This is a genomic window from Hymenobacter sp. UV11 (assembly GCF_004684095.1).
Taxonomy (GTDB): Bacteria; Bacteroidota; Bacteroidia; order Cytophagales; family Hymenobacteraceae; genus Hymenobacter.
This window is the reverse complement of sequence record NZ_SRII01000018.1, coordinates 17,990-44,975: the sequence shown is the minus strand read 5'-3', so window position 1 is coordinate 44,975 and position 26,986 is coordinate 17,990. Positions and strand designations below refer to the sequence as shown.

Sequence of the window (26,986 nt, the reverse complement as noted above, 5' to 3'; positions counted from 1 at the left end):
GCTAAACGCGCCGCAAAAGCTTACAGCCGGGCCGGAGGCCACCAGTGGGGGGCGGGGTGGGACCGTCGGCACTACTTAGACCAGCTAGAGCAGTGCTCAGAGAGTGCCAGCAACCAAGTAAAACAAGCTGAATCCGATGTTTTAACCTTATGGGAGGCGCTAGACCAGGCCCCCGCCCAAGTGCTTGTATCATGAAAGCCAGCGAAGCCCCCACCATCCAAAGCCCGACGTGGAACGCCTACCGCAGCCGGATAATTGCCGCCATTACCGACGTGGAGGTGCTGATGCAGCAGCGCGACAAAGGCATTAATTCCGAGGTGCTGGCCGAGGAAGTAGCCGAGCGGCTAGCAATAGAAATTGACACGCCCGAGGGGTACGAGGCCCTAGTTAAGCTTGTGAAAGCTACTCGTTCGATTGCCCGCGAAGGCTTGCGAATGACCCGCGAGGAACAGGGCGGCCAGTATATTTTGCAATTGTAAAAAGTACCTTTTACCCAATGGAAATGCCCCATAATCTAGCCGTAGGCGAAGCCGTGTATTATGCGCGGGACCAGGCCGTAGGCATCATTTACGAAACCTACACCTTCATTGATGGGCCGCAGGCCCGCCCCGGTGTAAGCCTGCTACTGAGCAATGGCAGCAACGTTGGGGGCTTTAGTGCCCAGGAGGCCGACCAGTTTTTATTGCCGCTAGGTGATACGGGCCTCGACTACCGATTTTCCGACGTGGGCCAGCTCGCCGCCGACTACCGCCGTGGGCTTTTCGGTGAGGCGTTCCACTTCGCCCAGGTGATGCACATTTCTAAAACGTTGGCCGGCTTGCCACCCCAGGGCGAGTAGTTTTTTCCCTTTTGTTCCTTTTACCATGAGCACCACTCGTCAAAACGCCCCGTTTACCCCTGTTTTCGCCCCGCAGTTGGCTTATCTTGCCGTGGAGCAACAACCGGCCGACGAAGCCGAAGCCCAGCGCCTAGAGCAGCTACGGCAGCTTATCCAGGCCGCACCCGACGTGGGCGACCTGCGCGAGTTCGCCGGCCAGGCCCGCGAGGTGATGGGGGAGGGCTACACCGTCCACAGCGGCAGCAACCACGTCTGGCTAAAGCGCGACGACCAGGCCGAGCGACTGGCCATCATTGCCGACCGCAATACCACCCGCTACCGCGATTGGAACGCCCCCGCCCCGGTCAGTGCGCCGCCCTTTTCCGAATAGTTTAGAACCGTGCAGCGAAGGGGCCGTAATGTTGCGAAAAATACATACATTTTTACCGCCTCATTGGCCCCAAATCTTCTGCAAAATGCCGACTAAAAAAGTCCCCTTCGACACCCTAGCCGAACTTATTCACTCGCTAGGTGAGCGCGGCAAAACAGCCAAGGCGCTTGAAATTAACCCGCGCACCCTGCTTACTCGGATGCAAGACCCGGCCACGTTCACCGTGGGCGAGTTGCTGAAGGTTGCAGGCTTAGCCGGCGTTGACCTTACGGTGGTAACGGCGCTGGCTGAGCACCAAATCAAAAACCCGATTGAGCCGCCCGCACCCGTCTTGGGCCGGCCAGCTCGTCAGCACTAGCGCCTTTATGAGCATCCTACCCGAGTATGTAGCCCCTACCGGCATCCGGTCGATGCTCTATCAGATGGCCGAGCTATTGCTTCGCTACCCGGACGAGGCCCAGCGCATCGCCGCCGCCGAGGCGCTACCCACGCCGAACACTTTTCTAGCCGAAGCCCCCGACCTTGAAACCGTAGCCCAGTGGCTGCAATTCACCGGGGAGGACGTGAGCGCCGACGAACTGCGCGAGAGCTTCCAGCGCCAGGGGTGGCTAGTGCGCCTGCCCTAATCTATCCCACAATCCTTTTCCGTCCCCTTTCCTATGAACAGCCTGCATCTGTTGGCCGACGTTACCCACGTCCTGCCATTTCATCTTTACGACGACGTGAAGCGCCAGCCGACCCGTTGCGAACTCGTTGTTCATCCCGGCCGGGGGTGGGCCGTGGCCACTGAGTTGCCGCAGACGTTGCAGCAGCCCGCCTTGATTGGCTTGATGCAGTGCCACATTACGCTAGCCGCCAAGGTTTGCCAGGAGTACAACATTGAGCCCAGCTCGCTTACGCTGTTCACCCGCTATGCCTATTCCGACAACTACGAAAACGTGTACGCCGTGCATTTCGGGCACGGAGAACGGGATTTGTTCGATGGAGTCCGCTTTGTTGAGCCGCGCCGGGATATGCTCAATCAAGAGGACATGGCCGCGTTGGTGGTGCAGTTGAGCAACGGCCAGGCCCCGGCCCAGGTTTGGCGGGCACTGGCGCCCGCGCCGGCACCGAAAGCAGCCGCCGTTACCAGCAAGGTTAGATGAACACCGACCGCCCCACCCCCGAACAGCTAGCCGAACAGATTGTAGCCAATTCAGCCGCACTTGTTGTGGCCGACCTCAAACTGAAAGCAACCAACCGGCGAAGCGACGAACTGATGCAGCAGGCCCAAAAGAGTGCCACCACCAACCGGCACGACGGGCGCATCTTCTGGTTACTCATGGTGGCCGTTGCAGCCATTCTTGGCTACGCTGGCTATCTATTCTACCCTTTCTAAGCCAGGCCCCGCGCATGAAATTCTTAGCCCGCCGCCGCCAGCCCCGGCCCTTGCCGGTGCTTCCGCCCGCGCCCCTCGATGCGATGGGCCAAGCCCTACACGATGCCGGCCAGCGTGGCAATGAGCTGCTAGCCCCCGCCCTTCGGCAGATAGAGCACCGCAGCCGCCTAAGCCAGTGGTTCATCATCTTCTTGATTGTCCTAGCCGTGGCCACGGTCTACTTCTTGCGCTGGCTGCATCCTGAGTGGCCCTGGCCCTTCTCCATTTCAGCGATTCCAACTCCATTTCCAACCGATAATTCATGAAATCAGCATTACTACTATCCTTTGGCTTACTCGTTTGTGCAGGTTGTTCGGAGCAAAAACGAAAACCCGAGGCCCAGGCCCAGCCGGCCCCGTCACAAGCTGAGGTTGCCCAGCATAACGAGCTGATTAAGGAGTACGAGGCCGTAAAGGCAAAGCAGCTAGGCCAGGCCAATTCATCCGAATACATAGAGGAAACGCTAGGTAAGCTGAGCGCCCAGGGGCTAAAGTCAATCCAGGCCGGAGAGCGAGTAGTGTACTTTTCCGACCCATCGGTTAACAAGCTGTTTCTTGAAAAGCTGAAAGCTCGTGCCGGTGAGTGGAAAAAGCTTCACGCCCGACAAGTGCGCAGCCAGGCCGTAGCCGACAAACAAGACGCAGCCCAGCAAGCAGTTCACGACGCGGCCAGTGCCCGGCAGGCCCGGCAGGAGCGCGTGAGCTACGCCAAAACCATACGCAACGACTTTCTAGACAACAACCTAGATATTAAGGTGAGCACCAGCGGTCAGGATGCTACGCACCTAACCTTGGAATACGCGCTATTCAGCGCTGTTTGGGCGCGGAAGCTGCAAGTTGGTGGCGGGCTGGCCGGGCATACCCTCGATGAATGGCACGAGAAAGGATTTACCAAAATCACGCTGAGCGACGGTTACGACTACGCATCATCGTTCACATTTCACTAGTCCCACCCACAAATTATGAAGCTTATCATCGTAGAAAGCCCGAATAAGATTAAGAAAATCAAGGGTTACGCCGGGCCGGATTATGAGGTAGCCGCTTCGGTGGGCCATATCCGCGACCTCGTAGTGGATAAGGAAACCGGCAGCATCGGCGTTGACCGGGAGCACGGCCACGCGCTCATCTACGGCATTAGTCCCGATAAGAAAGACGTGGTAGCCAACCTGCGGGCCAAGACCAAGGCCGTAGGGCCGGGCAACGTGTACTTGGCCACCGACCCCGACCGCGAGGGCGAGGCTATTTCGTGGCATCTATGCCAGGTGTTGGGCCTTGACCCACGCACGACGAAGCGCGTAACCTTCCAGGAAATTACCGAGAAGGCCATTAAGGCAGCCCTAGCCGCCCCGCGCTTGATTGATATACCGCTCGTTCACGCCCAGGAGGGTCGACGGGCAGTAGATAGACTGGTGGGCTTTACCGTGAGCCCGGTACTAAGCCGCAAAATTGCCCAGGGCCTGAGCGCCGGCCGGGTGCAGTCGGTCGCCGTGCGCCTGATAGTCGAACGGGAGCGCGAGATTCAGCAGTTTGCTGACCGCTTCACCGTGCCGGTAGTGGCCACCGTGCAGACCGCCCACGGGGAGCAGTTCAAGGCCCGCCGCACCGCCGAGCCTTTCACCACGCTAGCCGAGGGCCAGGCGTATTTGCAGCAGGTGGGCCGCAGCAGCTTTGGCGTTGTGAGCGTCGAGAAGAAGCCGGTGGAACGCCAGCCCCAGCCCGCTTTCAGCACATCGACACTTCAACAGGAGGGCGTAAAAAAGCTGAAATTCAAAGTGCAAAAGGTATCGGATTTGGCCCAAAAGCTATTTGAGGAAGGCCACATTACCTATATCCGTACCGACAGCGTGAATCTTGGCGAGGAAGCCACCCAGCAAGCCGAGGTGCAGATTACCGCGCAGTTCGGGGCCGGCCAGTTCCAAGCCCGCCAGACTAAGAACAAAGACGGGGCGCAGGAAGCCCACGAAGCCATCCGGCCGACCCATTGGGAAAATTCCACAGCCGGCGACACGCCCGACGAGCAGGCCCTTTACCGGCTGATTTACACCCGCGCCGTGGCGTCGCAGATGGTTTCAGCGCAGTACGACCAGACCACGATAACTTTAGCTCCAGGTGCTGATGCCGCCGACACCTACACCAGTTCAACCCGCGTCCTAACCCAAATTGGCTACTTGGCCGCGTACCAGGAGGGCGAGGATGAAGGGGAGGAAGGAGCCGACGAGGACGAAACCACGCTGAAAAACCCCGTCGAAGAAGGCGAGGCGCTTACGCTCGTTAAGTTGGAGGCCCGCCAAAGCTATGCCCGCCCCGCCAAACGCTACAATGAGGCCACCATTGTAGCCGATTTGGAAAAGCGGGGCATTGGCCGACCGAGTACCTATGCGTCGATTCTAAAGACCATTTTTGCCCGCCAGTACATCGACACCGGCAGCGTCGCCGGCAAGAAGCTCACTAGCCAGGTGCTAACGTGGCAGAACGGCCAGCTAACCACCAGCACGAAAAACGAGACGTTGGGCGCTGATAAGGACAAGCTGTTGCCTACGGCCACCGGCACCCAAGTAACCGAGTTCCTAGAGCTGAATTTCCCCAAAATCATGGACTATAAATTCACGGCTGGCTGCGAAGCCATCTTTGATAAGATAGCCGCAGGGACGCAGACGTACCAGCAGTTCGTGCCGATGTTTGACAAGAATTTGCTGGATTGGGTAGCCAAGGCCAACGAGATTACCCCCGACCGCGCCGAGCTGCAAAAGCGACTCGTTGGCCAGTTCGAGGGAACCGAAATGTTGATTGGCAGCGGCAAAAACGGCCCGTACATTCTCCACGCCGAGAAATACTATAACATTCCCGAAGGCACCAACCATGCCACGCTGAGCGAGGCCCAGGCGCAGGCCCTCATTACCCAGCGCCGGCAGACCGCCCCCCGCGAGGTGGGCCAGCACCAGGGCAAGCCGGTAGTGGTTGGCCAGGGGCCAAAGGGCGTTTACATCAAGTGGAACGAGAAGTACTTCAACGCCCCGGAGGGCACCGCCGCAGCTGAGATTACATCGGTGCAGGCGGTAGGCTTCATTACCAAGGCCCAGGAGCAGGCAGCAAAAGACGTGCTGGCCACCGTGGGCAAGTACACCATCGGCAAAAATGAGTGGGGCCTGTATGTCTCCGATGGGGAGGTGAAAGCCAAGTTTAAGCCAGGTGTTACCGAGGACGAGGCGAAGGCCACCGACGCGGCGACGTGCGCCGAGATGATTAAGAGCTACAAAGCGTGGAAGAAGAAAAACGCCGGCAAGAAGTAAGGTGTTTTTGCAATTGCAAAAAGTAGTAAAGCCATTCCAAGTATCTTTTTTCCCCTTTTGTTCTCATTCACGATGGAAGTATTTTTTGATAGTCCCGGCCCAGGCTCCCATGCCACCAGCGTTACCGTAACGGGCGCTGGCAGTTCTGAAGAAGCCGTTGCAGCCGCTCAAAACCGCATATATGCCGAGTATGGCACCGACCGCTACGAAGTGATTATTACCCCACCCAGCGGCGCACCAGCCGAGGCCGACCGCTACGAAATGAGCGTGAGCATTACCGATTCTCAGAGTAGCTATTAATCCTTCTTATCCAAAAAATCACATGGGTTTCTTCTCTAATCTGTTCGCAACCAAAGAGATAAAAGAGGTTTTAAGTGTTCTTGATACTTTTAGGAGTGATATTTCTCAATCTTTTGGTAAATCGTTAGAGGCCAGCTCTGTTGCAGATAAACTCTATGACGAATGCAGGAAACAGGTGCTTAGCCAATCCGATAAAATCACTGAATCTATCAGAAATGGCTCCGTGTCTGCTCGTCGGGTATGCTTGAACGCTATGAAAAAGAACGTTGAGCAGAATGTGGTTTCTGGTGAGAACCACATTTATAGAGGTGTTTTGAGCGATTGGGGACGTGTCTATTTTGACTTTTACAAGTGGGTATTGTTAAAATTTAAAGAGGACGGAATCATAACCGAAGGCATCATGCGTGAAGAAATTAGGAGTGTCGAGGATGATGTGAAAGAGGTAGGGTAAGCGGAATGGTATAGCAGCCATTTTATTGCTCCAATCAGCTGCAAACCCACTTTTTGCCAGAGGTTAATTATGTAATTTCTGCAACTTTTTAGCCCAATTTGCCGTTACTATACTAGTAGTTTCACCTCATTCTAAGCTCTTTTCTCATGCCCGGTCTTTCTCAAGCTCGCTCGTTGGCCCAGCAGCAAAAGCGTAGGTTATCGACACCTGCTAACTTGCTGGTAAATCAACCATCCTTAGCTATGAGCCAGACCCTTGAAAAAACGGTCCTCGTCGAGAAGCTGCCCGATTCGCGCACCGCGCACTTGCAGCCCATCATCGACTACCTAACCGCCGAGGGCAACACCCCAGCCGACCAGGCCATGTTTACTTATGACCGCGACGGTTACGGGAGCTACTATTTCAAAGAAGCACTGGATATGGCCAGGTTGCGGGCTCACTTCGCTTTTCCGGCTACCATCCTGCTTACAAAAGACACCGTGCAGGACACGCGCAACTTCGTGCGAATCACCCAGGCCAACCCCGCCAGTGACGTTGTGCTAAAGTTCAACGTGTAGCCGTGCCCGTAACGATTCCCGCCGCCGATACCCCCGCCCGCCAGGCGTTGCTTGACCAGGGCTCAAATCTGTATCCAGGCGTTGACCAGTGGCACCACCCTAAGCACGATTTGCCGGTGGGCACTTTGTTGGTGCAGTTCGACTTTCGGCCCGAGGGCGACATTCGGAAAGGGGAGGAAACCATTTCGCCCTATTTCACCGATGCCGCCACGCTGCTAAAGCATCTAAGCCCAACCGGCGAGGTGAAGGCTCGCAATTTGGCCGAAGCATTGCAGGTGCGCCCTTTTCGCCCTACCGATACCGGAGAACACTTTTATAGCCCCCGCGTCAGCATCTACCAAGTCATGCGGCCCATCAAAGCCGCCGACGTGCAGGTTGCCCAGCCGGCCGAGTTCGGCCACGGTCGGACCCGCAATAATTTGCAGTACGGCGACGGGGTAGGCAACCAATACTTTCTGACCGAGGCCAAGGACACTATTCTAAAAGGAGCCACCCCCGCCTTAAAAGTAGCCGACGTGATGCCGTGCATCCAGCGGGAGCACCGGCTAGCCTGGTTGCAGAAACTAGAGCACGGCCAGGCCGATAACCGCGCAGTCGAGGCCGCTATTAAGCCACTGTTTCAGGACCGCGTGAACGAGATGTTGCGCGGCACCCCCGGAGAGCAGAAGCACGGCCGCGAGATTGCCGAACTTTACCAGGCCAATCAGCAGTTAAAAATGTTGCACCCCAACATACCAGGTGCGAAATTACCACCCCTTGGCCCCGCGAAAGGTCCGAGCCCAGCTCCTACGCCCCGCCGACGTGGCCCCCACTTCTAAGCCGCTTTTCATCATGAGCTACACTCCCCAATTTTCCGAAGATGAACGCACCCCGCAGCAGCGCCGCGAGGGAGTGAAGTGGGCCGTGGGCTTGTCCATGAGCCAGGGCGGCAGCGCGTCGCCCGAGCTGGCCGCGTTGTACCAACGCTACATTGCCGGTGAAATCGACTTGGCTTTTATTCGGGCAGAGCTTACCCGCCTCTATCCGAAGCAACCCACCGCGGACCCCCGCTATAAGGATGGACAGCCCGACCGCTACTATCCGGTGCTCGTGGAGGCAGCCCCGCAGCAGTACGAGCAGATAGACATGGACCAACCTTGGATTGGCTAGCCGCCTGATACCCCCACCAGCGTATGACACTTATTGAGCTTGATAACTGCTTTGTGCAGCCCCAGGCAATCTTGAAAATTTCGGCCGATAGCCACTACAACAGCGTTGTAGAAGCCGCCCAGGCCCGTTTTAGAAATGAGGATGCTTCCATTCCGGTAATCAATGTTACCCTCGTAGGCGACGAGAAGCGAATGCTTCGGTTTGAAACGAAAGAGGCCAGGGACGAGCGATTTTCTGCCCTGCACGACGAATTGAAAAAAGCTTAACTGAATCATCTAGCCCGGCCCCGGCCGGGCTTTTTTCGTGCGTATGAATAGCCCTGAGCAGCCGCTAGACTTTACCAACCCCGCCGATGGGCTGCTTTACAACACCGTAGGGGCTACCAGCCAAAGCCACCTTGACCGCCGAGAGCACGACCTTTCGATTGGCCGATTCACTGAATTTCGCTTTCCCAAGAGCAACGCGCCGGCACCCGACGTGCCCGCCCCGCTGACCCCGGCCGTATTCAACGAGCAGTACGCCCGGCAGATGCACAGCTACTTGTTCCAGGACGTGTACCCTTGGGCCGGAGAAACCCGCGCAGACCGCAATTTTCAGGGCCAGAAGAAGGGCGACCGCGAGGGCTACCTAATGAGCTACGCTCACTACCGGCAGATTAGCCCTGACCTAGCGGCTGTATCGGCGCAGCTGAGCCAGGAGAACAACCTGAAAGGGCTTGACAAAGACCAGTTCGTGAAGCGTGCCGCGTACTACATGGACCACTACAACCACATTCACGCTTTCCGGGAAGGCAACGGCCGCACGGTGCAGGCGATGTTTTTTGAGTTGGGCAAGCAAGCTGGCTACAAATTGGACCTTACCCCGGAGTTCCGCGAGTTCAACCCGGCCCGCGATACCGCCCTGATTGCCGAATCTGCCAATCCGCGCAACAACATTGGTCGATTGGAGGCCCTGCTTACCCGCCTCGTGAAACCCCGCGCCGGAAAGGAGGCTGAGCTAGCCCGCCACCCGAGCCAGGCGCGGCCACTGGCTGAGCCTACGCCGGCAGTCGTTCGCATCGAGGCGTTGCGCGAGTTGAAGGCCAGCAGCCAGGCCGTAAACATTCGGCTAAATGAGTTGCGCCAGACCAAGGAGGGCGACCCGATGCACAACGCGCTTTTCATAAACCTTCAGCGCCACGTTACCCCCAAGCCAGAAGCTATTGCCCAGCTAGCCCCCGCGCTACACCGGCAGGTCGAGGATGCCGCGCAGGCCCCGGCCAAGGTGGGCAACGGCCAGGCGCAGCTTGACCGATTCAGCCGCGCCATCGACCAGGCCGCGCTACTATATGCTGGCCAGGGCCAGCAGCTCACCGTGACACCCCCAACACCGAAAGAGGAACCAGAGGGGAAAATTGGCCCGACCTCAGAGGTGCAGCAACAAAAAGCCCCCGAGCCGAAGCGTCGAGGGCCAAGATTGTAGCAAGGCGCAGTGGCCAAGCTTAATATTCGTTGTATTCGTTGTAGTGGTTGCGACGAGTCGGCCGGTTGAGCTTGGCGAACGACGGACCCAGCACCGCAAAAGCGCCGATAATTAGCAGCCAGATAGCCAAAGAAGGCCCCCAGGTAGGAGCCCAGGAGGAATACAGAAACCAAATAACGGCACCAAAACCAAGGAAGGTTTTCATAATAGTAATACTTTAATGATACCTTACTGCCTACTCGTATTACGCAAATTCCTTGCCGTTAGTTGCAGGAATAGCGCACTTTTTACAACTTTATTCGTGGCCCAGCGGACCATGCAGCCAAAGACTGGCGAAGGCTGCAAACCACATTAACGCGCTCAGCAGTAGGAACCGCTTTTCACTGGCAATCCGCACCCCAGCAATCCAAACAGCTACGAAGCCGGCAAATAAGACGTAGGCCAGGAAGCAATGAGCAAGTATGCTCATGCTCAAAAAGAACAGGATAGCAGGTACATTGTGGCCCTGTACGTCCTCGTACAAGTGGGCTTTTCGCAGAATGCCGAATTTAAATCGGCTAGGCAGGGCTAAGGTTATGGGTTGCATAAGAGGAAAGAAATACTAGTGAGGCAGTAAGATAGCAGCCAGCCGGCTATCTGATGCAGCAGCGACCGCAGGCCCGCCGCCCCAACTTAAGCGCCGCCGCTTTCGGGAGTGCTTTGGCTGATGTGCTACACCAGGCCAGGCCCTCACATTTCACCGTGGAATGATAGGCGTAGGAGGCCGAGCCCTGACAGATGTACACGCTTTTTGGGGGCTTAGTCCCAGGAGGGGTAAGACTTAATAAACAGTGTAAGGTGAGTAAGAGGGTAGCCATAATACTTCAAAGATGCACGCGTTTATTTGTCTGAGCATCAATCCTACTATGAACCTCACTTACCCTAGCCTACTAAGGCCAAATACCACCGAAACCCTATCCAGCAACGGCCAGACTATAACGATTCCAAAGGTTGAATTGCAGTTGCGGCGTTGGGAGGGGGCCGACCTAAACAACACTTTTGGCAAGAAGCCCCTGATAGATTTTGGGGGAAAGCCCATTTTTGCAGAGTTGTGCATCTATGAGTTAATGCTTCTTTCCGGCTGGCAGGCTCGTTGGGTAGAACCCTTTGCAGCCGGGGCAATGACACCCAAGCATTTGACCCGGTGGGTAGATGCCGGTATAGCCGGGCAGCAGCACGAACCAATTACCGACCCTGCTATGCTGAACCTGATGCATAAAATTGCCCAGGCCAACGGCAACACCTATGCGGGGTGTTGGGATGTAGTCGGCTGGCAGGGGGAAGTCGTTTTATTTGCCGAATTGAAACGCCACAAGAAAGACCGAATCCGGCCGACGCAACCCCGCTGGTTGGAAGCTAGCTTACAGGCAGGCTTGCAGCCCGCTAACTTTCTATTGGTGGAATGGGACTTTACTAAACACAGCATTTAAGCACCATGAATACTGCTAATACGACACCTAACGAGCCGGTTAGCCCTGAGCATAATATCACCACCCAGGAGCTAGACCGCGATTTACTTAACTTGAATCTGCCAGTAATTGACCTGATTGCAACAGAGGAAGAATGCGAGGCGATGTACCCGCCTGGCGTTTACAAGCGGATGATGAAAGAGATTCTAGGGGAAGATGAGGCGCAGAAGCCAACTAGTGCTGTTTAGTTAACTAGTAGCAAATCTTCCAAGCGGGTAGTGAAGGCAGGGGAGCGCCATTGAGCTTTGCCTTCCCAGGGCGCACGAGCGCCACTCCCGGCCGTGCCGTGGTGGCCAGGTGCAGGAACCGCCGTAGCAACCCGTACCGTACCCCGTCCGAACCGCTCGTTCAGCGCGTCGAGGCTGGCCATCAAGCCTGGCCGCTGGCTGAGCACTGCCCGTTTTTCCGGCAGCACCAGCGGAGCCGGCGCGGGAGCAAACAAGTCTAGCTGCTGGCCAGTGCCGGGCGGCTCCAATCCGTCGAGCACCACGCCGGCCTTGTGGTAGGCCGTGCCCGGCTCCCATAAGCGGCTGAGCAAGGCGCGGGCGTAGCCCAAGAGCACCGTAGTATCAGCCGTAGGCCCAGCCGGCAGCGTGAGCGTTGCCGAGCGCGAGAAGGGCGGCAATACATTAGCTGCAAAGCGGTTTTTGCTGATGTACACCGTTAGGACGTGGGCCGTGTCACCTTGAGCGCGGAGCTTTTCAGCCGCCCGCGACAGGAACGCCGCGACCGCCGCCAATACATCGGAGTAAGCCGACAGCGGCCGGCCAAACGTGCGGGAGCAGCTGATGCTTTGCCGGCTGAGCGTTCCATCTTCCGAAGGGTGAAGCCCTGCGCAGGGCCGGCCTTGCAGTTCTTGCACCAGCCGTGCCCCAACCACGCCCCCAAGGAACTTACGCGCCCAGGAATCCGAGACGCGGGCTAAGTCAGCGGCCGAATCAATGCCGGCCGCAGTCAGCTTGGCGGCATATTGCCGGCCCACGCCCCACACGTCGCCCACTGGCACTTGCCGCAGCGCCCAGGCCCGCCGTTCGGCCGAGTTGAGGTAGAGCACCCCGCCCAGCGCCGCATCTTTCTTGGCAATGCGATTGGCTAGTTTAGCTAATGTCTTGGTTGGCGCGACCCCCACGCAGGTAGGAATACCCGTCCTTTCCTTGACCCCAGCGCGTACTTTATGGGCGTAAGCATCCAGATTGCCCAGGTAGGTTTCCATGCCGGCCAGGTCCAGAAAAGCCTCGTCAATGGAGTAAATTTCTACGGCCGGTGCCACTTGCCCCAGGTGGTACATGACGCGGCGCGACATATCCCCATAAAGGGCGTAGTTACTTGAAAAAACGGCCACGTCATGCTGTTTCAGCACCTCTTTCACCTGAAAATACGGGTCGCCCATTTTCAGCCCGAGGGCCTTTGCTTCGGCCGAGCGGCTTATCAAATTACCGTCGTTGTTGCTGAGCACGACCACCGGCCGGCCCTCATAGCGCGGCTGAAAAACCCGCTCGCAGCTTACGTAGAAATTGTTGCAGTCTAGGAGGCCAAACATGGTTAATCGCGGCTATGTAGGAGGGCGTGAAGCTTGCCGGGCACCAGTTCATGCACGACGTGGGTAACCACGCCCCAAATGCGTATTTCGTCGGGGTCCGTTATTTCGTAGGGCTGATAAGCCGGATTAGCGGGCTCTAGCCACCAGGTTTGCCCCTTGCGCATGAGCCGCTTAACCGTGACCTCACCATGCACCACGGCGATAACGACGTGGTTGTGGTCGGCTTCTAGCAGCTTGTCCACGGCCAGCAAGTCGCCGGCATGAATTTCTGCGCCGGCCATGCTTTCGCCTGATACCCGCACCAGATAAGTAGCGTCAGGGTGCCGCAGCAGCAGCCGGTTCAAGTCGAACACGCCGCCAACTTCCATATGGTCGGTAGCGGGTGAGGGGAAACCAGCCGGCACCAGATAGCTAAAAAACGGCAGCAGCCAGGGCGTATCAGTGGGTTCCGGGACCGGGATTAAGTCAACATCATTCATCATGGAGCCGGATTGGTGGGACGCAAAGTAAATGTATGCCAATAAAATTAGTATGAAATTAACTAACGGAATTGGCAGGTTAATAATTGAGCGTAGATAAAGTATGTATAAACTACTTAAATAAAGTTGTAGTTTATGCAACTTTATAAGGGCGATGTTCGTTTAATAAGTATCACTAACACACTCCAAAAGCCCTTTTTAACCATGAGCACTCAGAGCACCCTTCTTGAAAAAGCTAGCCAGTGGGACACCATTTGCTACCCCGTTGCCACCGAGCCCCTAGCCAATCTGTTGAATGGGGAGTTCCTGCTACCTAGTGACCGCAATAAGGCCGTGGTAGGCGAGGTAACGCCAGGGCAAAAAACCATTTTCGCCGTGCAAAGCGGGGAGTACACGCTAATACCAAACCAGCTCGTGCGCGACGTGGCCGAGGTCCAGCTACCCGGCCACCGCCTGAACGCCAGTTACACCACCCGAGGCGAGTTCTGCCTTTCGCTCGTCATGCCCGACGAAATCAACGACGTGGCCACCACCGGCAAGTCGCAGGTACGCGACCGGCTATTTCGCTCCCTCATCATTAACAACTCGTACAGCGGTAAAACCCCCTTCTCGCTGCAAGGTTCGGCCGAGTGGGAGCGTGAGCAGACCAGCAGCCAAAGCAAAATGCGGGTTAGCTATTTCCGCGAGGTTTGCACCAACGGCTTAATGGGATGGGCCGACGACTACTATACACTGGATGAATACCTGAACTGGTTGGCCGCAGGCAAGCCCACCAAGCACCGCAAAATTGAGAAGGAGAAAGAGGCTGAGCTAGTGGAAGTGACCGAGCGCAAGGTGGAACGGGAGCACGAGATTTTGCTAGAGCGCAAGTTTCACCACAAGGGCCTTAACCTTGAAATCTTCAAAAAGCACTTAGAGCAGGCATTCCAGCAGTTTTTGCAGCAGCGCTATTCGCTAACTACCCAAGTTTACAAGGAGCTTTCCGGCAAGCTCGTTACCGGCGACCGCGAGAAGCTTTTTGCTGATACTAAGCTGCCTAAGAAACTAGCCGCCGCAGCGTTAGAGCGACTGGCTTACGAGGAAACGCTTCTACAAACGGACGCTAACTTGTGGCTGGCCTACAACGCCGCCAACTTCGCGCTGTTTAACTCTCGTAGCTCGCTGGCCATAAACGACCGTTTCCGCCAAGATGAGCAACTATTTCACCACTTCGCCGGGCTAGCCATGAGCTAGGTGAACCACCAACCACGAAAAAGCCCGCCCTTACCAGGCGGGCTTTTCTATTGAAAGTCAATGGGTTATATACTGAGCGTCTTTCTCTTTTTGAATCGACAACCAAGCATCCGCTTCCATCCCATCCATGTATTCATGCCGCAGGTGGCTTAGGAAAGCTTCGCGGGCCTTTGGGGTGACTAAATCCAGTTTTAAATCAATAGAGGGAGTTGTCACGACGCGCACATCGGATTCAACGTCACGCCCAGGTTTACAGGTGAATAACCCTTCGGTTGTCAGATTCTCTACGGCTTGGTAGAGCGCATAGACTTCATAGTCTTCAAGCTCGATGGCTTGTAGCCATTCGTGAAAATCAGTGGTTCGTATCCGGTCGCGTATCATAAGTAAGGGGCTTTGTTCTATACTAAGGTAACTTCTCTTTTTGGCTACATTTGACAACCCACCAGCAGCAAATGCTATATGACCTCTCCTGAAAACGACGACGACCTACAAGGTGAAACTCAAGAATATTGGACCGTGCAGCAGCAGCAGTCCAACGCCGCGCATATTTCTTGGTCGTTAGAGCAAGCGGTATTTCACGACCAAGAACCGGCCTTTGCCCGCCTGCGTACCGACCCGGCCGAGTACGCCCGGACCCTTGTACGCCTGATAGGTATTGTATGGGTTACCGGCATGTCGGCTGACAACATTGTGAGCGAAGAACAGAGCCGATTGGAGCGTAAGGGGTATTCGGAAGAGTTTCAGGCTTATTGTGACGAGATTGCCGCTAGCTTAAAGGGAGCTAATCGGTAGTTCTATAAGTCACCAAGTGCTGCTTAACGCTAATTGTCGCGCTCTTATCAGAAGTCAAAAAGGCCCCCGACGTGACCACGCCGGGGGCCTTTTTGTGGTATCAAATTGACAATCTTTGCACCCAATGAAGCAAAAGTTATTTTCCTTGCTGCTACTGCTAGCCAGTTGCGAGAGCAGCCCTCGACACGTAAAAACCGCCGCCCCAGCAAAGCCAAAGCCCTTACTTGAGACGCCGGCCGATTATTCCAGAGCACTTGAAAATTTGCCGGGCAGCCCTTACTACTACCAAATTCACGTTTACAATGTCTCACTGAAAACTGTGAAAAAGGCGTTTGAGCAGCGGAAAGATGCCTATTCTGCTGCTACTTTTTCGGATGGCAAACGGCTATCGTTCAGCTTTGATATGACGAACCCTTACGAACAGGCGATGCAAGCCCCCATCCCTGACTATTTCGCCTTACAAGCCGCCTGTTTTGACTACGGCCAAGGTTCACACGCTGCCAACACAACATATAATCGTATGTCTAAAGCTTACGAGATGGGAAACAGCCACATTACCACGGCCAAGGGGGGGCAGTTACACGATGTGCCCGGCGCTGAACGAGCTACCACGGCTGATTATCAACTGCCTTTCAAGCCGCACCAAACCCGCAGCTTTAAAGTGTCGCTAGAAACTCCTTTCGCCGCGGATTGTGACCAAATAACCCTACTAGGCTTTACCAGGTCCGACCAAAAGCCAGGGGAACAGGTGTACGTCGGACTGGTAATCGACGTGGCCAGCGGCCGTATCGTTGACCAGCAGCTTAGAAAGCGCAATGACGCATTTGTGCCATCCAAATAACATGGAAAAAAACGCAAAGCAAAAATTAGCTAAGCCATTATCAAATGCAGACTTAGCGCCTCTTATTGACCAGTATGTCAATACTAATGCTTGCTGGTATCTTTCGCCACGCTCTGAACTCGATGCGTCGCCAAAACAACCGATAAGAGCAGAATTAATTATTGAGCAGAATGGGCAGCAGATAGGTAAGTGGGAGTTGAATCCCAGGACTTACGGTAGTATCGTTTTGCGGCACTTACAGGCTCAGGCAGAATTATATACAGTGCCTCATGCCATCGGCTACCACTATGAGAACTATGAGCAGCTTAAGACTTTAAAAGAGCAAGAGTGGAGGTTACTTATGGACCTTCAGCATGAGCTAAATAAAATGTTATGGGCTCGCTATACGCTTGATGACACCGCAGGTATTGATTTACAACAAGCAGTAGCTTGGTGGGAGCGTTCCGAGCGAGTAGAGGCAGCTATTTCCTTAGAAAAAATTTGGAAGGTGCGAGCAGGTATTGGCTCCCCGCTCTTTAAAGGCCATTCTGATTATTTAGCTGAGCTACTTGCCCCACTGCAAGCAGGTTACGAAGGATTAGAATCCTTTATGGCAGAGTGTCCACCACCAACTGTAACTATACAAGCTGCTACTGAAGAACAGACTGATGGTAAGGGCCAGCGTTATAAAGAGCGTCATTGGTACACAAACGGGGAATATGGGGACGGTCCTATCCTACATAACTATTACTGCCCTTACAATGAACTTGAGCCTATTCCTGGCAGTGTGAATGGCATGCGTATAAAGGAGCGATTTTATCCAAACGCACCTGTTGAGGAATATGCGCCCTTTGATAGCTCTGATGCTGTACATTCTTCATCGGCCCAAGATGGGCCAGTACGAGCACAACTTCTACACATCCGGCAGCTTATTGATACCTTACTTGGCCAAATTGACTAGGATAGCATAAGCACGCTTTTGCCATTTTCACTACTTCTTATTGTCCTTTTATATCTAATCAACACATGAAGAATGCAGTAAACACAATTTGGGTGGCATTTCTTTTCATTATGTGCTTCCAGGCTAAGGCTCAATACATCAGCTTGGACCAGAAGAATGGATTTCGTGATTTGAAATTTGGCGTAGCCATTGAAACAGTGTCTGGTTTAGCTCCTTATGCGCCTGCCTTTGCAGACAAGGCAATACCAGAGATGAAAGAATTCACTAGGCCAAGCGATAAGCTAGAAATCGGACCTTACCAGGTGTTCAATATCACATACTCCTTTTACAAAAATCGGCTATTCAAAGTGACGATTGCTGTAAATAAAGGCTATCAGAGCCAAGGTGTGAAAGATGTGCTTATCAGGGAGTACGGTCAAGGGCAGATAGTCAATGGCATTGGTATGGCATGGCTTGGGCAAGTCGCCACGATGGGCTTTAGCGACTGGCAATCAGAATGGGCCTTCGTAACTATTGCTAACAAAGCCATTGATGATGAATACGATTACGCTAAAAGAGCCAGTTTTAAGCCTGTTCCATCGGGCTTATAAAGGCATTACATCCCACTGGCGCTTCCTCAGTGAGCAAGCGCCAGTGGGACAAACAGAATGTTAAATACGGGGCAAGTGCTCAACTGCCTTCTGAGCTGCACCGACCCCGTTTCCAACATCGTAGTTCGTTACGTCGATGTAGCCTCGTTCAATATCACGCCGGCTAAGTTTCATGCGGCGGCCATTCACATAGTCGAACCTGCTTTTTAAGAAATCCCCTTCCTCACCATCTTCATCATCCATGTCCCTCTCGGATGCCGGGGTAGTTGCATAGTAAAGCTTTGCCCCTTCTTCTTCCGTAATATTTTGGGGGTCGTCCTGATGAAAACCCATCCCTTGCGGGTTAGCGGCATTATAAAGGGCTGTGAAAACAGCCACTTCGTTCATGCCCGCAGTGTTAATATAGTGATGCGCAAATCGCTGGCTGCGCGCCAATTCCTCAGCTGGCCGGAACTGGTCTATATAGCCGTGATACTCCTGCATCGCGAAGTGATACGTAAAGCCGAAGCTGAGAAAATAATACAATCGCAGCTGCTCATCCTGCACCGCGCCCAGAGCAGGGGTAGGTTCCTCAATGCTCGGGGTCATTCGCTGCATTAGCTCAAATATCAAATTAATAAGCAGCGGCTTGCTTAAACTTAATTTCTTGTATTGGGCATCCTCAGCGTGATATATAAACTTTGATATATCATTCAGCAACTGGTCGATGGGTTCTAACGGTGGCCGAAAATCCCGTTCTTCGTCTAACGCCCTTACACGTTGTTCTCGCAACGCCCGGCGCGCATTTTCGGCCAGGTCGAGCATCATTTCACGCTGACGAGGCGTGAATTCAAATTGCTTGTAATCTAGTTCTGACTGCATTGTTACTTATTAAAAACTGGCATCTAAAGCCGTTGAAGGGTTATAGACCGAGCGAGTAAGCCGCATTATACTTGATAACGTCTCCCAATCGGGAGTAGCGGCTAATCATTACGTCGGTTTTCTGCTTTGTTTGATTTTTGATGAACTCGTTGGATTGGCCGTTGAGTTTGGCCGTGGTGATGAAGGAGGCCCGCAGCGAGTGCGCCGAGTATTTCTCCCCCAGGTGCAGCTTGACCAGGCGGTTTACCCGCACATCGGAGAGCCGGTTAGTAGTCGGTGCAGCGTCGCCGGCAGTCTTGCCACGCACGAGCGACACGAACACCGGCCCCGACGTGCGCCCTAGCAGCTTATGCCAGTCCTGAAAGGCCCGCACCGGGCAAAAAAGTGGGTTTCCAGCGTAAAAAACGGCTTTATCTTCTACTTCGCCCGTCTGGTTGGTTTTGCTTCTGGCCATGTGCAGCACCAGGGCCGCATCGGTCAATTCGATTTGCTCCAGGTCGAGGGCTACCAGCTCCGAGCGCCGGAAGGCTCCCGCGAAGCCGAGCAGTAGCAGCGCCCGGTCCCGGATGCCGGCCGCGGATTCCAGGTCCAGGCTCTTGATTGCCGTTTTGAGGTCGTCCACGCTGAAAGCCGGCGCTTGCTTTTGCCGCTTGCCGACCACGCGGGCCACTCCTTTTAGTACCACGTCGAGGGCCGGCGACCCTACGGCCGAGCGAAGCCCGAGCATCTGATGCTTCTTTTGAATGGCGGCCAGATGCCGGCTGATGGTGGCCAGCTTGCGCGGCAGGTTGGCCAGGTGAGCAACGTAGCCGGCGAGGGTGGCCACGTCCGCAGGGTAAGGCGTGAGCTGATGGGCGGTGCAGTAGCTTTCAAACGTGGCCAGGTCGCTAGCGTAGCCCAGGCGCGTATTTTCCGCACCTTCCAAGCCGAGTTCCAGGAAGCGGGCCACGTCCGGTGCCACAGTGCCCGAGAGGTCGGCCAGGGCCAGCGCCGGCACCGAGTTGGCCAGCGCGGGCAGCAGCTCTTTTTTTCCCTTTTGTTCCATATTAGGTTTTGCAATTGCAAAAAGATGGTCAGCTAATCTTTGGCAAGGTACGGAAATCTTAGGTACGATAATTAACCATTATCGTACCTAAACCTTGTTTGAAAAGCCCCGTTGGTCGGACGGGGTTTTGCTAGCTGCTGCTGTATTCGTCAACTTCCGTTACGCAAGAAGATACTTCTAGAGTGTCAAGCTTGATGGCCCCCGCATAAGTAGTTTTCCGGTACTTCCGCCAGTGCAGGTTAATATCAGTGTTAAGACTAAATGATATGCTTTTGCTTGCGCCGTTGTTAGGCGATGGGCCAAGTTTAAAATGAATATCGTTCAGGGAGTGCTTCTCTCCATAGGTAGAGCGCATATGGGAATGTATCAATGGCAACACCGGCAGCGCGAAGCACTCTTTATGTGTCTTATATAGTATAGGGTTGTTGTAAGTACTTGCGTACTGCTGTAAATCTTGGTTCGATAGAGGCGCAATAGCTAATCGCTGCCTTAGTCTTTCTTCTGATATAGTATAGGCTTTTGGCTCTGCTCTAACCTCATAGCGCCCATCTTGTAATGCTTTGTTCACAAAATCAGCGGCAGTAGTAAGTGTCACACCGTTGTTCCAGCTTCCGAGCAAGCCAAGCTGAAAGAGAGAGCAACTATTTTGTGGGTCGACAAACTGGATAGCAAGATGCTCTAGCTTGAAATCAGTATAGTGAATGTACTGTTTTAAGGAGCGCATTTTTTCAAGCAAGCTTATAAGGAGGTGCCCATCTCGAATACGGCTAGACGACGAAGCTTTTGCATCATGAATTCTGTCGATGAGACAGAATGTCAACTCATCAAACTCTATGGGTTGAACTGCTTCAAATGACTTGGCATCCTCAATTGTGAGTGCATCTACACCAAAGATTACCCGTTGCATTTTATGGACTTGTTGTAGTCAACCGTACTCATTAGGGCTGGAAACGCAGCAAAGCCTCTTAAAAAAAGCCCCGTCGGTCAGAGGGGGCTTTTTTATAGAAGAACGAAGGAAAGGCTGAGCTAATGTTAAAGTGAGCCGAAGGTACGGCGCAAGTCCCTCACCTTGCGTAGAGCCATGCTCACCCATCCATTCCACAGCTACACTATGAAGAAGCGCCTGCTTACCCTATTACTCTTACCACTTCTCGCCGGCAGTTGCTCCAAATCCGGTGATGACAACCCTACCCCAAGCACCAGCCCCAAGGAATACCAGGTAACTTATAATGTTACGGCCGTGAACTATGCCCAGGCCCGCATCATCTACCGCGATGCCACCGGCACACTGATTACCGAGGAAAACGTACCGTTGCCCAAGACCTATTCGTTCAAGCGTACCATGAAGTCGGCCGACGTGGTGAGTTGCGGCGCTTTCCCCGCAGGGGGCGATGCCACGGCCAGCGTGACTTGCGTTATACAGCTCGATGGAAAAGCAGTCGATACCAAATCCGGCACTGGCCCCAACCCGCAGCCGGTAGCCAGCTATTTGATTCCGTAGGTTCACCCGCTTTTGCAATTGCAAAAAGAAAGGCCCTGCTAGTGTAGCGGGGCCTTTTTCTGTTTTGGAAAGAAAACCGTTCTGCGCTTCGCACGCCTGCTGATGCTCCGCTCCGCTTCGCAACTGCAGGCGTGCTACGCTTCCAACTACGCGGCTACCACAATGGCCACGTCGAGCACCAGCACAAAGGCAATTAAGCCCACGGCCACGTACCAGAACGAGCGCAGCAGCCGAGGGCTAAAGATGCGCGACGCGGCCAGCATCGTTAGCAGCATGACGACGTGCGTAGCAATGCCAGGCACCATGTTGCTCCCAAAAACGAACGTGGCCCCACCGATTAGCGCCAGCATGGCCACCAGAGCGTAGTTCGGGGTAGGCTTCTCAAACAGCGAAGCCTTAACGGCTGCCAAGAGGGACGTTTGGGGACTATTCATGGCCAGGGAAGCGATTAAGTGAAAAGATGAAACCAACTAACCGGAGGCACTTACTTGAACGTCTTAGCTTTAAGCAGGTCTGAATTGCTGAGCTTTAGCTTGATATTACGTCCACCCCCTTTTTCGTACAACTCAATTATCAGTTGCTTTTGTTCGGGGATAGTGAACTTCTTAAAGATATATACTTGCTCCAAAGTACCCTTGGCATCTATCTTTTTCTTCGCCCCATTGAACACATAAATTGGGTTAATCTCAATGGCTTGTTCGGCCGTGCGCTTGGCTACCTGCTTATCCTGAATGTAGAATTTTACAAAATCCACATCATAAGTCACGTTCGACTTATTGGCGATGTGCAGGGGAAAAAACAGCGTTTCTTGCCGGTAGCCCACCGCCCCGGAGCGCAGGCTAAGTTGATTGGCGCTTTCGCTGGCCGATGTTCCGCCCCGCGAGAGGGCTTCAACCGAGTAAGCATCCAGGCTTCCTTGTGGGATGGGCGAGTTCGAGAGGATAGCGCCGCCCGTCGAGGCCGTAGCTTCTCCGCTCCCTTCACCGGCCGCAGCGCCCATATCCAGGCTGAGCACCTTGGGGTCGTGCTGATAGCTCACCAGGAACATATACAGCTTGCCGCCCGAGGTTAGCACCGTCATGTTAGCTTCGGGGAACGTACTACTAGCTGCTTTCACGCGCACGATATTTTCCGCGCCGGTAGCTTTCGAGGCGATGATGCCAGGATTACCTAAGTCCACGTAAGTAACCGGAAAGGGAAAAACCAAGTGGCTAGTTTTTTGGTCGCTCACATATAGTGGCGTAGTGGGCAGCTTGGTTGGCTCCCCCGCGTCGTTGAGCCCGCCCAGGTCGATACCTAGCATTTTCGGGCTACGCTGATAGTTCACTACGAACGTGTAGAGCTTGCCCCCAGCAGTTAGTACCGTCATGTTGGTTTCGCCAAAACCCGAAGTGGCCGCTTTCACGCGCACAATATTCTCTGAGCCGGTGGCTTTTGCCGCGATGATACCAGAGCTACCCAAGTCAACATAAGTAACCGGCTGAGGAAAGACGAGGTGGGTAGTTTTTACGTCGCTGACAAAAAGGTTAACAGTGGCCAACTTGCTTGCGGCAGTGGTATTGGCCATCGTCTGCGCGGCCGGCTTCTGCGCGACCGCGCCAGTGGGCCGGAGGGCAGTAAAAGCAAGGGCCAAGGCCAGGGTGGGCGTGATTTTCATATACAGGATGATTATTCTTTATCGACTTTAAGCATGATGTTGTAGCCGGCTTTCAGCCGCACTTTGACCAGGCGAATCTTCTTTTGGCCCAAGCTCTTTACCGCGTTTACCGCTACACCCGCCGCCGCCGTGGTTGGGTCACCGCTCATTGTCATCATATCGGCCGCGCCCATAGCGTCAGCCCCTGCTTGCTTCGAGGCGTCCCGCGTGATAGCACCCGGTATGTGCAAGCCTTCCAGTCCGTCCACGTCGTACACTTCCAACGAGGCGGGAAAGATGTTGCCGCCCGATTTAAGCGTTTCGATAGTGATAGTGAGGCGTTCCCCGGCCAAAGCACACTTGCCGTAGATGAAGGTGTTAGCCGCTAGCTTGTGGCCATTGACCACGGCCGCATCGGTGAGGCGCATTTTTACCAGGGAGCCGCTTACTACTTCCTGCGACTCGTGAATGACAGCCGGCAGCGTATTAGCATCCATGCTCGACGAGCTGCCATCATCTATACCTTGAAAAGAGGCCGTGCGCTTCTTACCAGTGCCGTTAGAGCCCAAATGCGACACAATAGCATCATCATCTACGATGATAGCCTTAGTGCTAGGTTTCTTCTTGGTTACAGCTGGCTTAGTTACCGTGACCGCCGCGCCGCCGGCACTGGCCGTGGCCATCGAAGCAGCATTGATACGTTCCAGGCTGGCTTGTGTCCGGGCCTCGTCCAACTCGCGCTGATGCTGAGCCCGCATCAATTCCATTTGCTGTTCCGGCGAGAGGGCCGAGCCAGAGCTAGTAGTTACTTGCCCGTTCGACTGCTGAGCAGCTTGCACCGCGGCTAGTTGCTTTTGAGCTGCTAGTACCGCCTCGTCGCTCGTCGCCGTGGCTGGCTTACCGTCGGCCGCAACGCCAGTGGCCAGGCCCCCAGCTTTAGCCGTGTCAACCCTACCATTCACTAAGTCACGGTTACGCAATGAATCTACCGGCGCGGAGTACGCCGCCAGCTTGCTACTCGTAATGGTGGAATTGCCGGCTTTAGGCAAGTCCATGTTGATACCAGCTTGTGCAGGTGCAGCGCCGGCTGCCGCCGCGCCCTTGCCCCCGTCCCCGAGCCAGAACATTGCAGCCATAAAGGGCACCCCTACAATGGGTATGAAGGTGGCCATCTTGCGCGTCCGGTAAAATTGCGCGTCTTTGGTGGTGGTGGGAGTAGCCATAACGATTAGCGGGGGATAGTGGAAAGCGTATTGTTTTGCAGTACCCGCCAGTTCTCCATCATGAAGCCGTGAGGGTTGTTTTCTGAGCGCGTCACGTCCCGTAGGGTGCAATCTGATACCAAGTCACGGTTGGTAATAGACGTGGCCCGGATGAGGCGCTGATGGGCATAGGTACGAGCCGAGAAAGGCCGGTTTTTGCTCAATACCACACTATCCACCGTTATTTCCATGCTGATGTTAGCGGCTATCAAATCGTTGTAAAAACCCTTCTCTTTCAGATTTTCATATTCCCGCTTAGCCGAGTTATCAGCCAAGTACAGGGACTTATTGATGTTGCCATCAATGGCTTTTTGGTCGGGGTCCAACGTGAAAAAATCCTCGTGGAACTGCTTAACGTGGGCGCGAGCTTCAACCGGCCGGTCTGACCGAGCATCCCGAGCACCGGCCGTGAGCAGTTGCCCACCTTCTAGCACGTAAATGCGATTGGCCGCAGCAGCTGAGTTCTGAAAAGAGAAGTAGGCTACGGTAATGGCTAGAATCAAGCAGGAGACAATGAAAATGATAGCCAGGGTTTTTACCTGCTTAAAGCCTGAATCAATGGTTTTGAGGGAATCAAACATGGTCGTATGTGCTAGTGGTAGGTAGTAAGTACCCGGTCCTTATTGATTAGGAATTGTTGTTACGGCCGAAGTAGCCCCCAACCTTTTCACGAAGCGCCGTGCCGGCCCGGTGGCCTGCTTGTTCGCCCCGCGACATATTTTTATTGCCGCCCCAGCCGAGCGCAGCCTGACCAAAGCCGACACCAGCCCCGAGGCCATGCGCGGCATTACCTACGCCGTTGGCCGCACTTGACGCACCAGCAGCACCCGCCCGGCCAGCCATACCGGCCGCAGCACCCGCACCGGCCGCAGCACCCGTTGCTGCACCTACGAAGGCACTAGCTACTTGCCCCGCGCCACTGGCTGCAATCAGCAGCTCAGTAACCTTGGGGATAATCAGGTAGCCCGCAATAGCAATGCAGAGGAATACCAAGTAGCCGAAATCGGCAGAATCTACCCCAGCGCCCGAGTTCAGCCGGTCGATGTCACCTTGCAGCATTTGAATCTGAAAGGTGTTCATAATGGTAGCGAAAATGTTAGCCACCGGCACCCACAGCGAAATCGTAATGAAGTTGCCTAGCCACTTAGTAATGCCGGCACCAAAGCCCGGAAAAATGGCAAGACCAAAGGTTATCGGGCCGAGGACGGAAAGGATTATGAGCAGGAAGGTAGCCAGCACACTAATCAGCAGGCGGGCGGCGACATGGAACAGTTCGAGGGTGTTCTTCATCCACTCCCGAAAATTCTGGTTTACATCGTATTTCAGCTTGTCGAAGCTTAGGCTCATGCGGTCGCCCACATTCGTAATGCCTTCCAGGTCTTTCAGACGTTGCTCGTAAGCCTCGTTAGTAGCGAAATACTTGTTTTCGGGCCGAGAATCCAGGATAGCTTTTTTCTGCGCTTGCAGCGCGTCAATCCGGGCCGATTCGTTGGTACGGATAGAGTCAGTGCTATGTGAAATGACCTTAGTAATGCCGCGCAGGCTCCCGCAGACTTGCGGAAAGAGCAGGATACACAAGCCAATCAGGAAGGGCCGCAGTAACGGGAATACATCGACAGGTTCAGCCCGCGCAATGTGCCCCCAAACCTTTACGCTGATGTAGATAAGCGCCCCTACCCCACCGATAGCCCGGCCAAGGTTGGTGAACTGAGCGACCAACGGCATAGAGTTGTCATACAGACCGTCGAGCATTTTTTCCATCGCGTCCATTTGCGCGACGATTGTATTCATGTCCATATGCTTATTTCTTTGCTCCGTTGATAACTTGGTTGAGGCTATCCATCGTGCGGGCTCGCTTTTCGGCCGTGGTGATGATGTACTGGTTGTAGGTAACAGTCGCCTTGGCTGCCTTCAGTAGCTCCGCTTCTTTGGTAGCCGCCGTACCCACCAGCGAGACTTGCGCCGGGTCTTGTGACTTAGCCGGGTCCAGTTGCGCCAGGCTGGCTAGGTTCGACTGGCTTTCCCGCATTATGTCCGAAAACCGCTTTTCCGCTTCGGCCGGCCGGCCCAGGCGTACTAGCTCTGCGTTCTTTGATTGGGCGGCAGATTCTTTCTGAGCCAACACAATCTGCTGATGCTGCGCTTGAATTTCAGCAACGCGAGGGTCGGGCTTGGCGGGCGTACCGCAGGCAGTTAGGCCGAGTAAAACGGCCAGAAACGAGGAGCTTTTCATAAGGTTTTGGCAGTGTGGAGCCGGTAGGACCAGCCGAGGAAAAGGTTATTTGCCCCCCAGGAAGGAGAGCATAGAAGCGCGGTCTTTGGCAGCCTGAGCTTGCAGGGTTGCCACGGCGCGGCACTTGTTGGTATAGTAGTTCATCAAGTCATGCTGGCTACCCATCTTGTCAGCAATGTTGTTGATGAACTCGATGCGCTCCGGGTCCGTCATTTTGGCTTTGCCGGCGCTCATTACCCCAATCAGCTCCCCAATCAGTTCTACGTTTTCCGAGAGCATCCCCTGATAGACATTGGTTGCCCCGGCAAGCTGATTGGAGGAAAGCCCCTTTTGGCGCAGTTCGGAAAGGGCCGAACCGTACAAGGAAATCATGCTCGTTTGGTGGTTGTAAATTTCCTGCACCCGCCGATAGCCCCGAACGCCGGCACTGATGGAAAGCAAGCTGCTATACCATTGGTCGTGCATTTGTTGGGTTTTGTCTACCACGCCCTTAATCTGGCCGCTTACTGCCGTCATGTCCCCCGCGAGGGCTTTACCCTGCGCTAGCAAGGTGCCGGAGACAGTTTGGTGGGTAATCTGCTTGCGCGAAATCTTCTCAGATATGGGAGCTGAAATAACGGCGGGCAGTTGAGCGTATGCTTGGTGAGCACCAAGGGCGAAGGCCAGCGCAAAGAATTTGGTCGTTTTCATGCT

40 protein-coding genes are annotated in these 26,986 nt (G+C 54.6%); 25 read left to right on the top strand and 15 right to left on the bottom strand.

Going from position 1 to position 26,986, the window contains the following annotated elements; translation table 11 throughout:
* Positions 1–191 precede the first annotated feature (191 nt).
* The 17 genes from E4631_RS23390 to E4631_RS23310 all read left to right on the top strand — a co-directional run bounded on the left by E4631_RS23390 (position 192) and on the right by E4631_RS23310 (position 9,832).
* Positions 192–479 carry a hypothetical protein gene (locus tag E4631_RS23390; RefSeq protein ID WP_133655983.1) on the top strand — a complete coding sequence of 96 codons (288 nt, stop codon included), beginning with the start codon at positions 192–194 and terminating at the stop codon, positions 477–479.
* Between the two features lie 23 nt (positions 480–502).
* Positions 503–838 (top strand): hypothetical protein, encoded by a 336-nt coding sequence (locus tag E4631_RS23385; RefSeq protein ID WP_133655984.1) that lies wholly within the window; start codon positions 503–505, stop codon positions 836–838.
* Positions 839–863: 25 nt separating this feature from the next.
* Positions 864–1,208, top strand: a complete 345-nt coding sequence (locus E4631_RS23380; protein ID WP_133655985.1) for a hypothetical protein — start codon at positions 864–866, stop codon at positions 1,206–1,208.
* An 85-nt stretch (positions 1,209–1,293) separates the two neighbouring features.
* Positions 1,294–1,566 carry a hypothetical protein gene (locus E4631_RS23375; protein ID WP_133655986.1) on the top strand — a complete coding sequence of 91 codons (273 nt, stop codon included), beginning with the start codon at positions 1,294–1,296 and terminating at the stop codon, positions 1,564–1,566.
* Positions 1,567–1,573: 7 nt separating this feature from the next.
* Positions 1,574–1,834, top strand: coding sequence for a hypothetical protein (locus E4631_RS23370; RefSeq protein WP_133655987.1), 261 nt, complete (start codon positions 1,574–1,576; stop codon positions 1,832–1,834).
* Between the two features lie 33 nt (positions 1,835–1,867).
* Complete coding sequence (locus tag E4631_RS23365) at positions 1,868–2,353, top strand: hypothetical protein (RefSeq protein WP_133655988.1); 486 nt, start codon at positions 1,868–1,870, stop codon at positions 2,351–2,353.
* Positions 2,350–2,586 (top strand): hypothetical protein, encoded by a 237-nt coding sequence (locus E4631_RS23360; RefSeq protein ID WP_133655989.1) that lies wholly within the window; start codon positions 2,350–2,352, stop codon positions 2,584–2,586. The genes E4631_RS23365 and E4631_RS23360 overlap by 4 nt, the downstream gene beginning before the upstream one ends.
* 14 nt (positions 2,587–2,600) lie before the next feature.
* On the top strand, positions 2,601–2,891 hold the full coding sequence (locus E4631_RS23355) for a hypothetical protein (protein ID WP_133655990.1): 291 nt from the start codon (positions 2,601–2,603) through the stop codon (positions 2,889–2,891).
* Positions 2,888–3,571 (top strand): hypothetical protein, encoded by a 684-nt coding sequence (locus E4631_RS23350; RefSeq protein ID WP_133655991.1) that lies wholly within the window; start codon positions 2,888–2,890, stop codon positions 3,569–3,571. The genes E4631_RS23355 and E4631_RS23350 overlap by 4 nt, the downstream gene beginning before the upstream one ends.
* A gap of 15 nt (positions 3,572–3,586) precedes the next feature.
* On the top strand, positions 3,587–5,914 hold the full coding sequence (topA, locus tag E4631_RS23345; RefSeq protein ID WP_133655992.1) for a type I DNA topoisomerase: 2,328 nt from the start codon (positions 3,587–3,589) through the stop codon (positions 5,912–5,914).
* 72 nt (positions 5,915–5,986) lie between these two features.
* Positions 5,987–6,214 (top strand): hypothetical protein, encoded by a 228-nt coding sequence (locus E4631_RS23340; RefSeq protein WP_133655993.1) that lies wholly within the window; start codon positions 5,987–5,989, stop codon positions 6,212–6,214.
* A 22-nt stretch (positions 6,215–6,236) separates the two neighbouring features.
* Positions 6,237–6,665 carry a hypothetical protein gene (locus tag E4631_RS23335; protein WP_133655994.1) on the top strand — a complete coding sequence of 143 codons (429 nt, stop codon included), beginning with the start codon at positions 6,237–6,239 and terminating at the stop codon, positions 6,663–6,665.
* A gap of 242 nt (positions 6,666–6,907) precedes the next feature.
* Positions 6,908–7,222 (top strand): hypothetical protein, encoded by a 315-nt coding sequence (locus E4631_RS23330; RefSeq protein ID WP_133655995.1) that lies wholly within the window; start codon positions 6,908–6,910, stop codon positions 7,220–7,222.
* A 2-nt stretch (positions 7,223–7,224) separates the two neighbouring features.
* On the top strand, positions 7,225–8,040 hold the full coding sequence (locus E4631_RS23325; protein ID WP_133655996.1) for a hypothetical protein: 816 nt from the start codon (positions 7,225–7,227) through the stop codon (positions 8,038–8,040).
* A 13-nt stretch (positions 8,041–8,053) separates the two neighbouring features.
* On the top strand, positions 8,054–8,371 hold the full coding sequence (locus tag E4631_RS23320) for an antitoxin VbhA family protein (protein ID WP_133655997.1): 318 nt from the start codon (positions 8,054–8,056) through the stop codon (positions 8,369–8,371).
* A 23-nt stretch (positions 8,372–8,394) separates the two neighbouring features.
* Entirely contained in the window at positions 8,395–8,637 is a 243-nt protein-coding gene (locus E4631_RS23315) for a hypothetical protein (protein ID WP_133655998.1), read from the top strand.
* Positions 8,638–8,680: 43 nt separating this feature from the next.
* A complete protein-coding gene (locus tag E4631_RS23310; protein ID WP_133655999.1) occupies positions 8,681–9,832 on the top strand; it encodes a Fic family protein in 1,152 nt (383 codons plus the stop codon).
* A 19-nt stretch (positions 9,833–9,851) separates the two neighbouring features.
* On the opposite strand, the gene E4631_RS23305 is transcribed toward E4631_RS23310, so the two are convergent.
* A complete protein-coding gene (locus E4631_RS23305) occupies positions 9,852–10,037 on the bottom strand; it encodes a hypothetical protein (RefSeq protein WP_133656000.1) in 186 nt (61 codons plus the stop codon).
* 90 nt (positions 10,038–10,127) lie between these two features.
* Positions 10,128–10,418, bottom strand: a complete 291-nt coding sequence (locus E4631_RS23300) for a hypothetical protein (protein WP_133656001.1) — start codon at positions 10,416–10,418, stop codon at positions 10,128–10,130.
* Between the two features lie 319 nt (positions 10,419–10,737).
* Here E4631_RS23300 and E4631_RS23295 point away from each other — a divergent pair, with 319 nt between their 5' ends.
* Positions 10,738–11,301, top strand: coding sequence for a hypothetical protein (locus E4631_RS23295; protein ID WP_133656002.1), 564 nt, complete (start codon positions 10,738–10,740; stop codon positions 11,299–11,301).
* 5 nt (positions 11,302–11,306) lie between these two features.
* Entirely contained in the window at positions 11,307–11,528 is a 222-nt protein-coding gene (locus E4631_RS23290; RefSeq protein WP_133656003.1) for a hypothetical protein, read from the top strand.
* Here the strand turns inward: E4631_RS23290 and E4631_RS23285 are convergent.
* Complete coding sequence (locus E4631_RS23285) at positions 11,525–12,880, bottom strand: Y-family DNA polymerase (protein ID WP_133656004.1); 1,356 nt, start codon at positions 12,878–12,880, stop codon at positions 11,525–11,527. The two genes, E4631_RS23290 and E4631_RS23285, sit on opposite strands and share 4 nt — an antisense overlap.
* Before the next feature lie 2 nt (positions 12,881–12,882).
* Positions 12,883–13,362, bottom strand: coding sequence for a translesion error-prone DNA polymerase V autoproteolytic subunit (locus tag E4631_RS23280; protein WP_240735199.1), 480 nt, complete (start codon positions 13,360–13,362; stop codon positions 12,883–12,885).
* A 201-nt stretch (positions 13,363–13,563) separates the two neighbouring features.
* Here E4631_RS23280 and E4631_RS23275 point away from each other — a divergent pair, with 201 nt between their 5' ends.
* Complete coding sequence (locus tag E4631_RS23275) at positions 13,564–14,592, top strand: hypothetical protein (RefSeq protein ID WP_133656005.1); 1,029 nt, start codon at positions 13,564–13,566, stop codon at positions 14,590–14,592.
* Between the two features lie 57 nt (positions 14,593–14,649).
* Here E4631_RS23275 and E4631_RS23270 read toward each other — a convergent pair whose 3' ends face one another.
* On the bottom strand, positions 14,650–14,973 hold the full coding sequence (locus E4631_RS23270) for a hypothetical protein (RefSeq protein ID WP_133656006.1): 324 nt from the start codon (positions 14,971–14,973) through the stop codon (positions 14,650–14,652).
* Positions 14,974–15,051: 78 nt separating this feature from the next.
* On the opposite strand from E4631_RS23270, the gene E4631_RS23265 reads away from it, so the two are divergent.
* The 4 genes from E4631_RS23265 to E4631_RS23250 all read left to right on the top strand — a co-directional run bounded on the left by E4631_RS23265 (position 15,052) and on the right by E4631_RS23250 (position 17,755).
* Positions 15,052–15,384 (top strand): hypothetical protein, encoded by a 333-nt coding sequence (locus tag E4631_RS23265; RefSeq protein ID WP_133656007.1) that lies wholly within the window; start codon positions 15,052–15,054, stop codon positions 15,382–15,384.
* Between the two features lie 124 nt (positions 15,385–15,508).
* Complete coding sequence (locus E4631_RS23260; protein WP_133656008.1) at positions 15,509–16,225, top strand: hypothetical protein; 717 nt, start codon at positions 15,509–15,511, stop codon at positions 16,223–16,225.
* 1 nt (position 16,226) lies between these two features.
* Positions 16,227–17,165 (top strand): hypothetical protein, encoded by a 939-nt coding sequence (locus tag E4631_RS23255; protein WP_133656009.1) that lies wholly within the window; start codon positions 16,227–16,229, stop codon positions 17,163–17,165.
* Positions 17,166–17,230: 65 nt separating this feature from the next.
* Positions 17,231–17,755, top strand: coding sequence for a hypothetical protein (locus E4631_RS23250; protein WP_133656010.1), 525 nt, complete (start codon positions 17,231–17,233; stop codon positions 17,753–17,755).
* A 60-nt stretch (positions 17,756–17,815) separates the two neighbouring features.
* On the opposite strand, the gene E4631_RS23245 is transcribed toward E4631_RS23250, so the two are convergent.
* The 3 genes from E4631_RS23245 to E4631_RS23235 all read right to left on the bottom strand — a co-directional run bounded on the left by E4631_RS23245 (position 17,816) and on the right by E4631_RS23235 (position 20,568).
* Positions 17,816–18,616: a hypothetical protein gene (locus E4631_RS23245; protein ID WP_133656011.1), complete on the bottom strand. Its 801-nt coding sequence runs from the start codon at positions 18,614–18,616 to the stop codon at positions 17,816–17,818.
* A 40-nt stretch (positions 18,617–18,656) separates the two neighbouring features.
* Positions 18,657–19,661, bottom strand: a complete 1,005-nt coding sequence (locus tag E4631_RS23240) for a tyrosine-type recombinase/integrase (protein ID WP_133656012.1) — start codon at positions 19,659–19,661, stop codon at positions 18,657–18,659.
* A 130-nt stretch (positions 19,662–19,791) separates the two neighbouring features.
* Complete coding sequence (locus E4631_RS23235) at positions 19,792–20,568, bottom strand: hypothetical protein (RefSeq protein WP_133656013.1); 777 nt, start codon at positions 20,566–20,568, stop codon at positions 19,792–19,794.
* A gap of 174 nt (positions 20,569–20,742) precedes the next feature.
* Between E4631_RS23235 and E4631_RS23230 the strand changes: the two genes are divergently transcribed.
* Positions 20,743–21,162 carry a hypothetical protein gene (locus E4631_RS23230; RefSeq protein WP_133656014.1) on the top strand — a complete coding sequence of 140 codons (420 nt, stop codon included), beginning with the start codon at positions 20,743–20,745 and terminating at the stop codon, positions 21,160–21,162.
* A 146-nt stretch (positions 21,163–21,308) separates the two neighbouring features.
* On the opposite strand, the gene E4631_RS23225 is transcribed toward E4631_RS23230, so the two are convergent.
* The 7 genes from E4631_RS23225 to E4631_RS23195 are packed head-to-tail and all read right to left on the bottom strand — an operon-like array spanning position 21,309 to position 26,983.
* Positions 21,309–21,596: a hypothetical protein gene (locus E4631_RS23225; protein ID WP_133656015.1), complete on the bottom strand. Its 288-nt coding sequence runs from the start codon at positions 21,594–21,596 to the stop codon at positions 21,309–21,311.
* A 50-nt stretch (positions 21,597–21,646) separates the two neighbouring features.
* A complete protein-coding gene (traN, locus tag E4631_RS23220) occupies positions 21,647–22,819 on the bottom strand; it encodes a conjugative transposon protein TraN (protein WP_133656016.1) in 1,173 nt (390 codons plus the stop codon).
* Positions 22,820–22,830: 11 nt separating this feature from the next.
* Positions 22,831–24,021 (bottom strand): conjugative transposon protein TraM, encoded by a 1,191-nt coding sequence (gene traM / locus E4631_RS23215; protein WP_133656017.1) that lies wholly within the window; start codon positions 24,019–24,021, stop codon positions 22,831–22,833.
* 5 nt (positions 24,022–24,026) lie between these two features.
* The gene (gene traK, locus E4631_RS23210) at positions 24,027–24,641 is read right to left on the bottom strand and encodes a conjugative transposon protein TraK (protein WP_133656018.1); all 615 of its coding nucleotides are present in this window, start codon (positions 24,639–24,641) and stop codon (positions 24,027–24,029) included.
* A 46-nt stretch (positions 24,642–24,687) separates the two neighbouring features.
* Positions 24,688–25,851, bottom strand: coding sequence for a hypothetical protein (locus E4631_RS26070; protein ID WP_166647951.1), 1,164 nt, complete (start codon positions 25,849–25,851; stop codon positions 24,688–24,690).
* Between the two features lie 10 nt (positions 25,852–25,861).
* The gene (locus E4631_RS23200) at positions 25,862–26,293 is read right to left on the bottom strand and encodes a hypothetical protein (protein ID WP_133656019.1); all 432 of its coding nucleotides are present in this window, start codon (positions 26,291–26,293) and stop codon (positions 25,862–25,864) included.
* A 45-nt stretch (positions 26,294–26,338) separates the two neighbouring features.
* On the bottom strand, positions 26,339–26,983 hold the full coding sequence (locus E4631_RS23195) for a hypothetical protein (protein WP_133656020.1): 645 nt from the start codon (positions 26,981–26,983) through the stop codon (positions 26,339–26,341).
* Positions 26,984–26,986 lie beyond the last annotated feature (3 nt).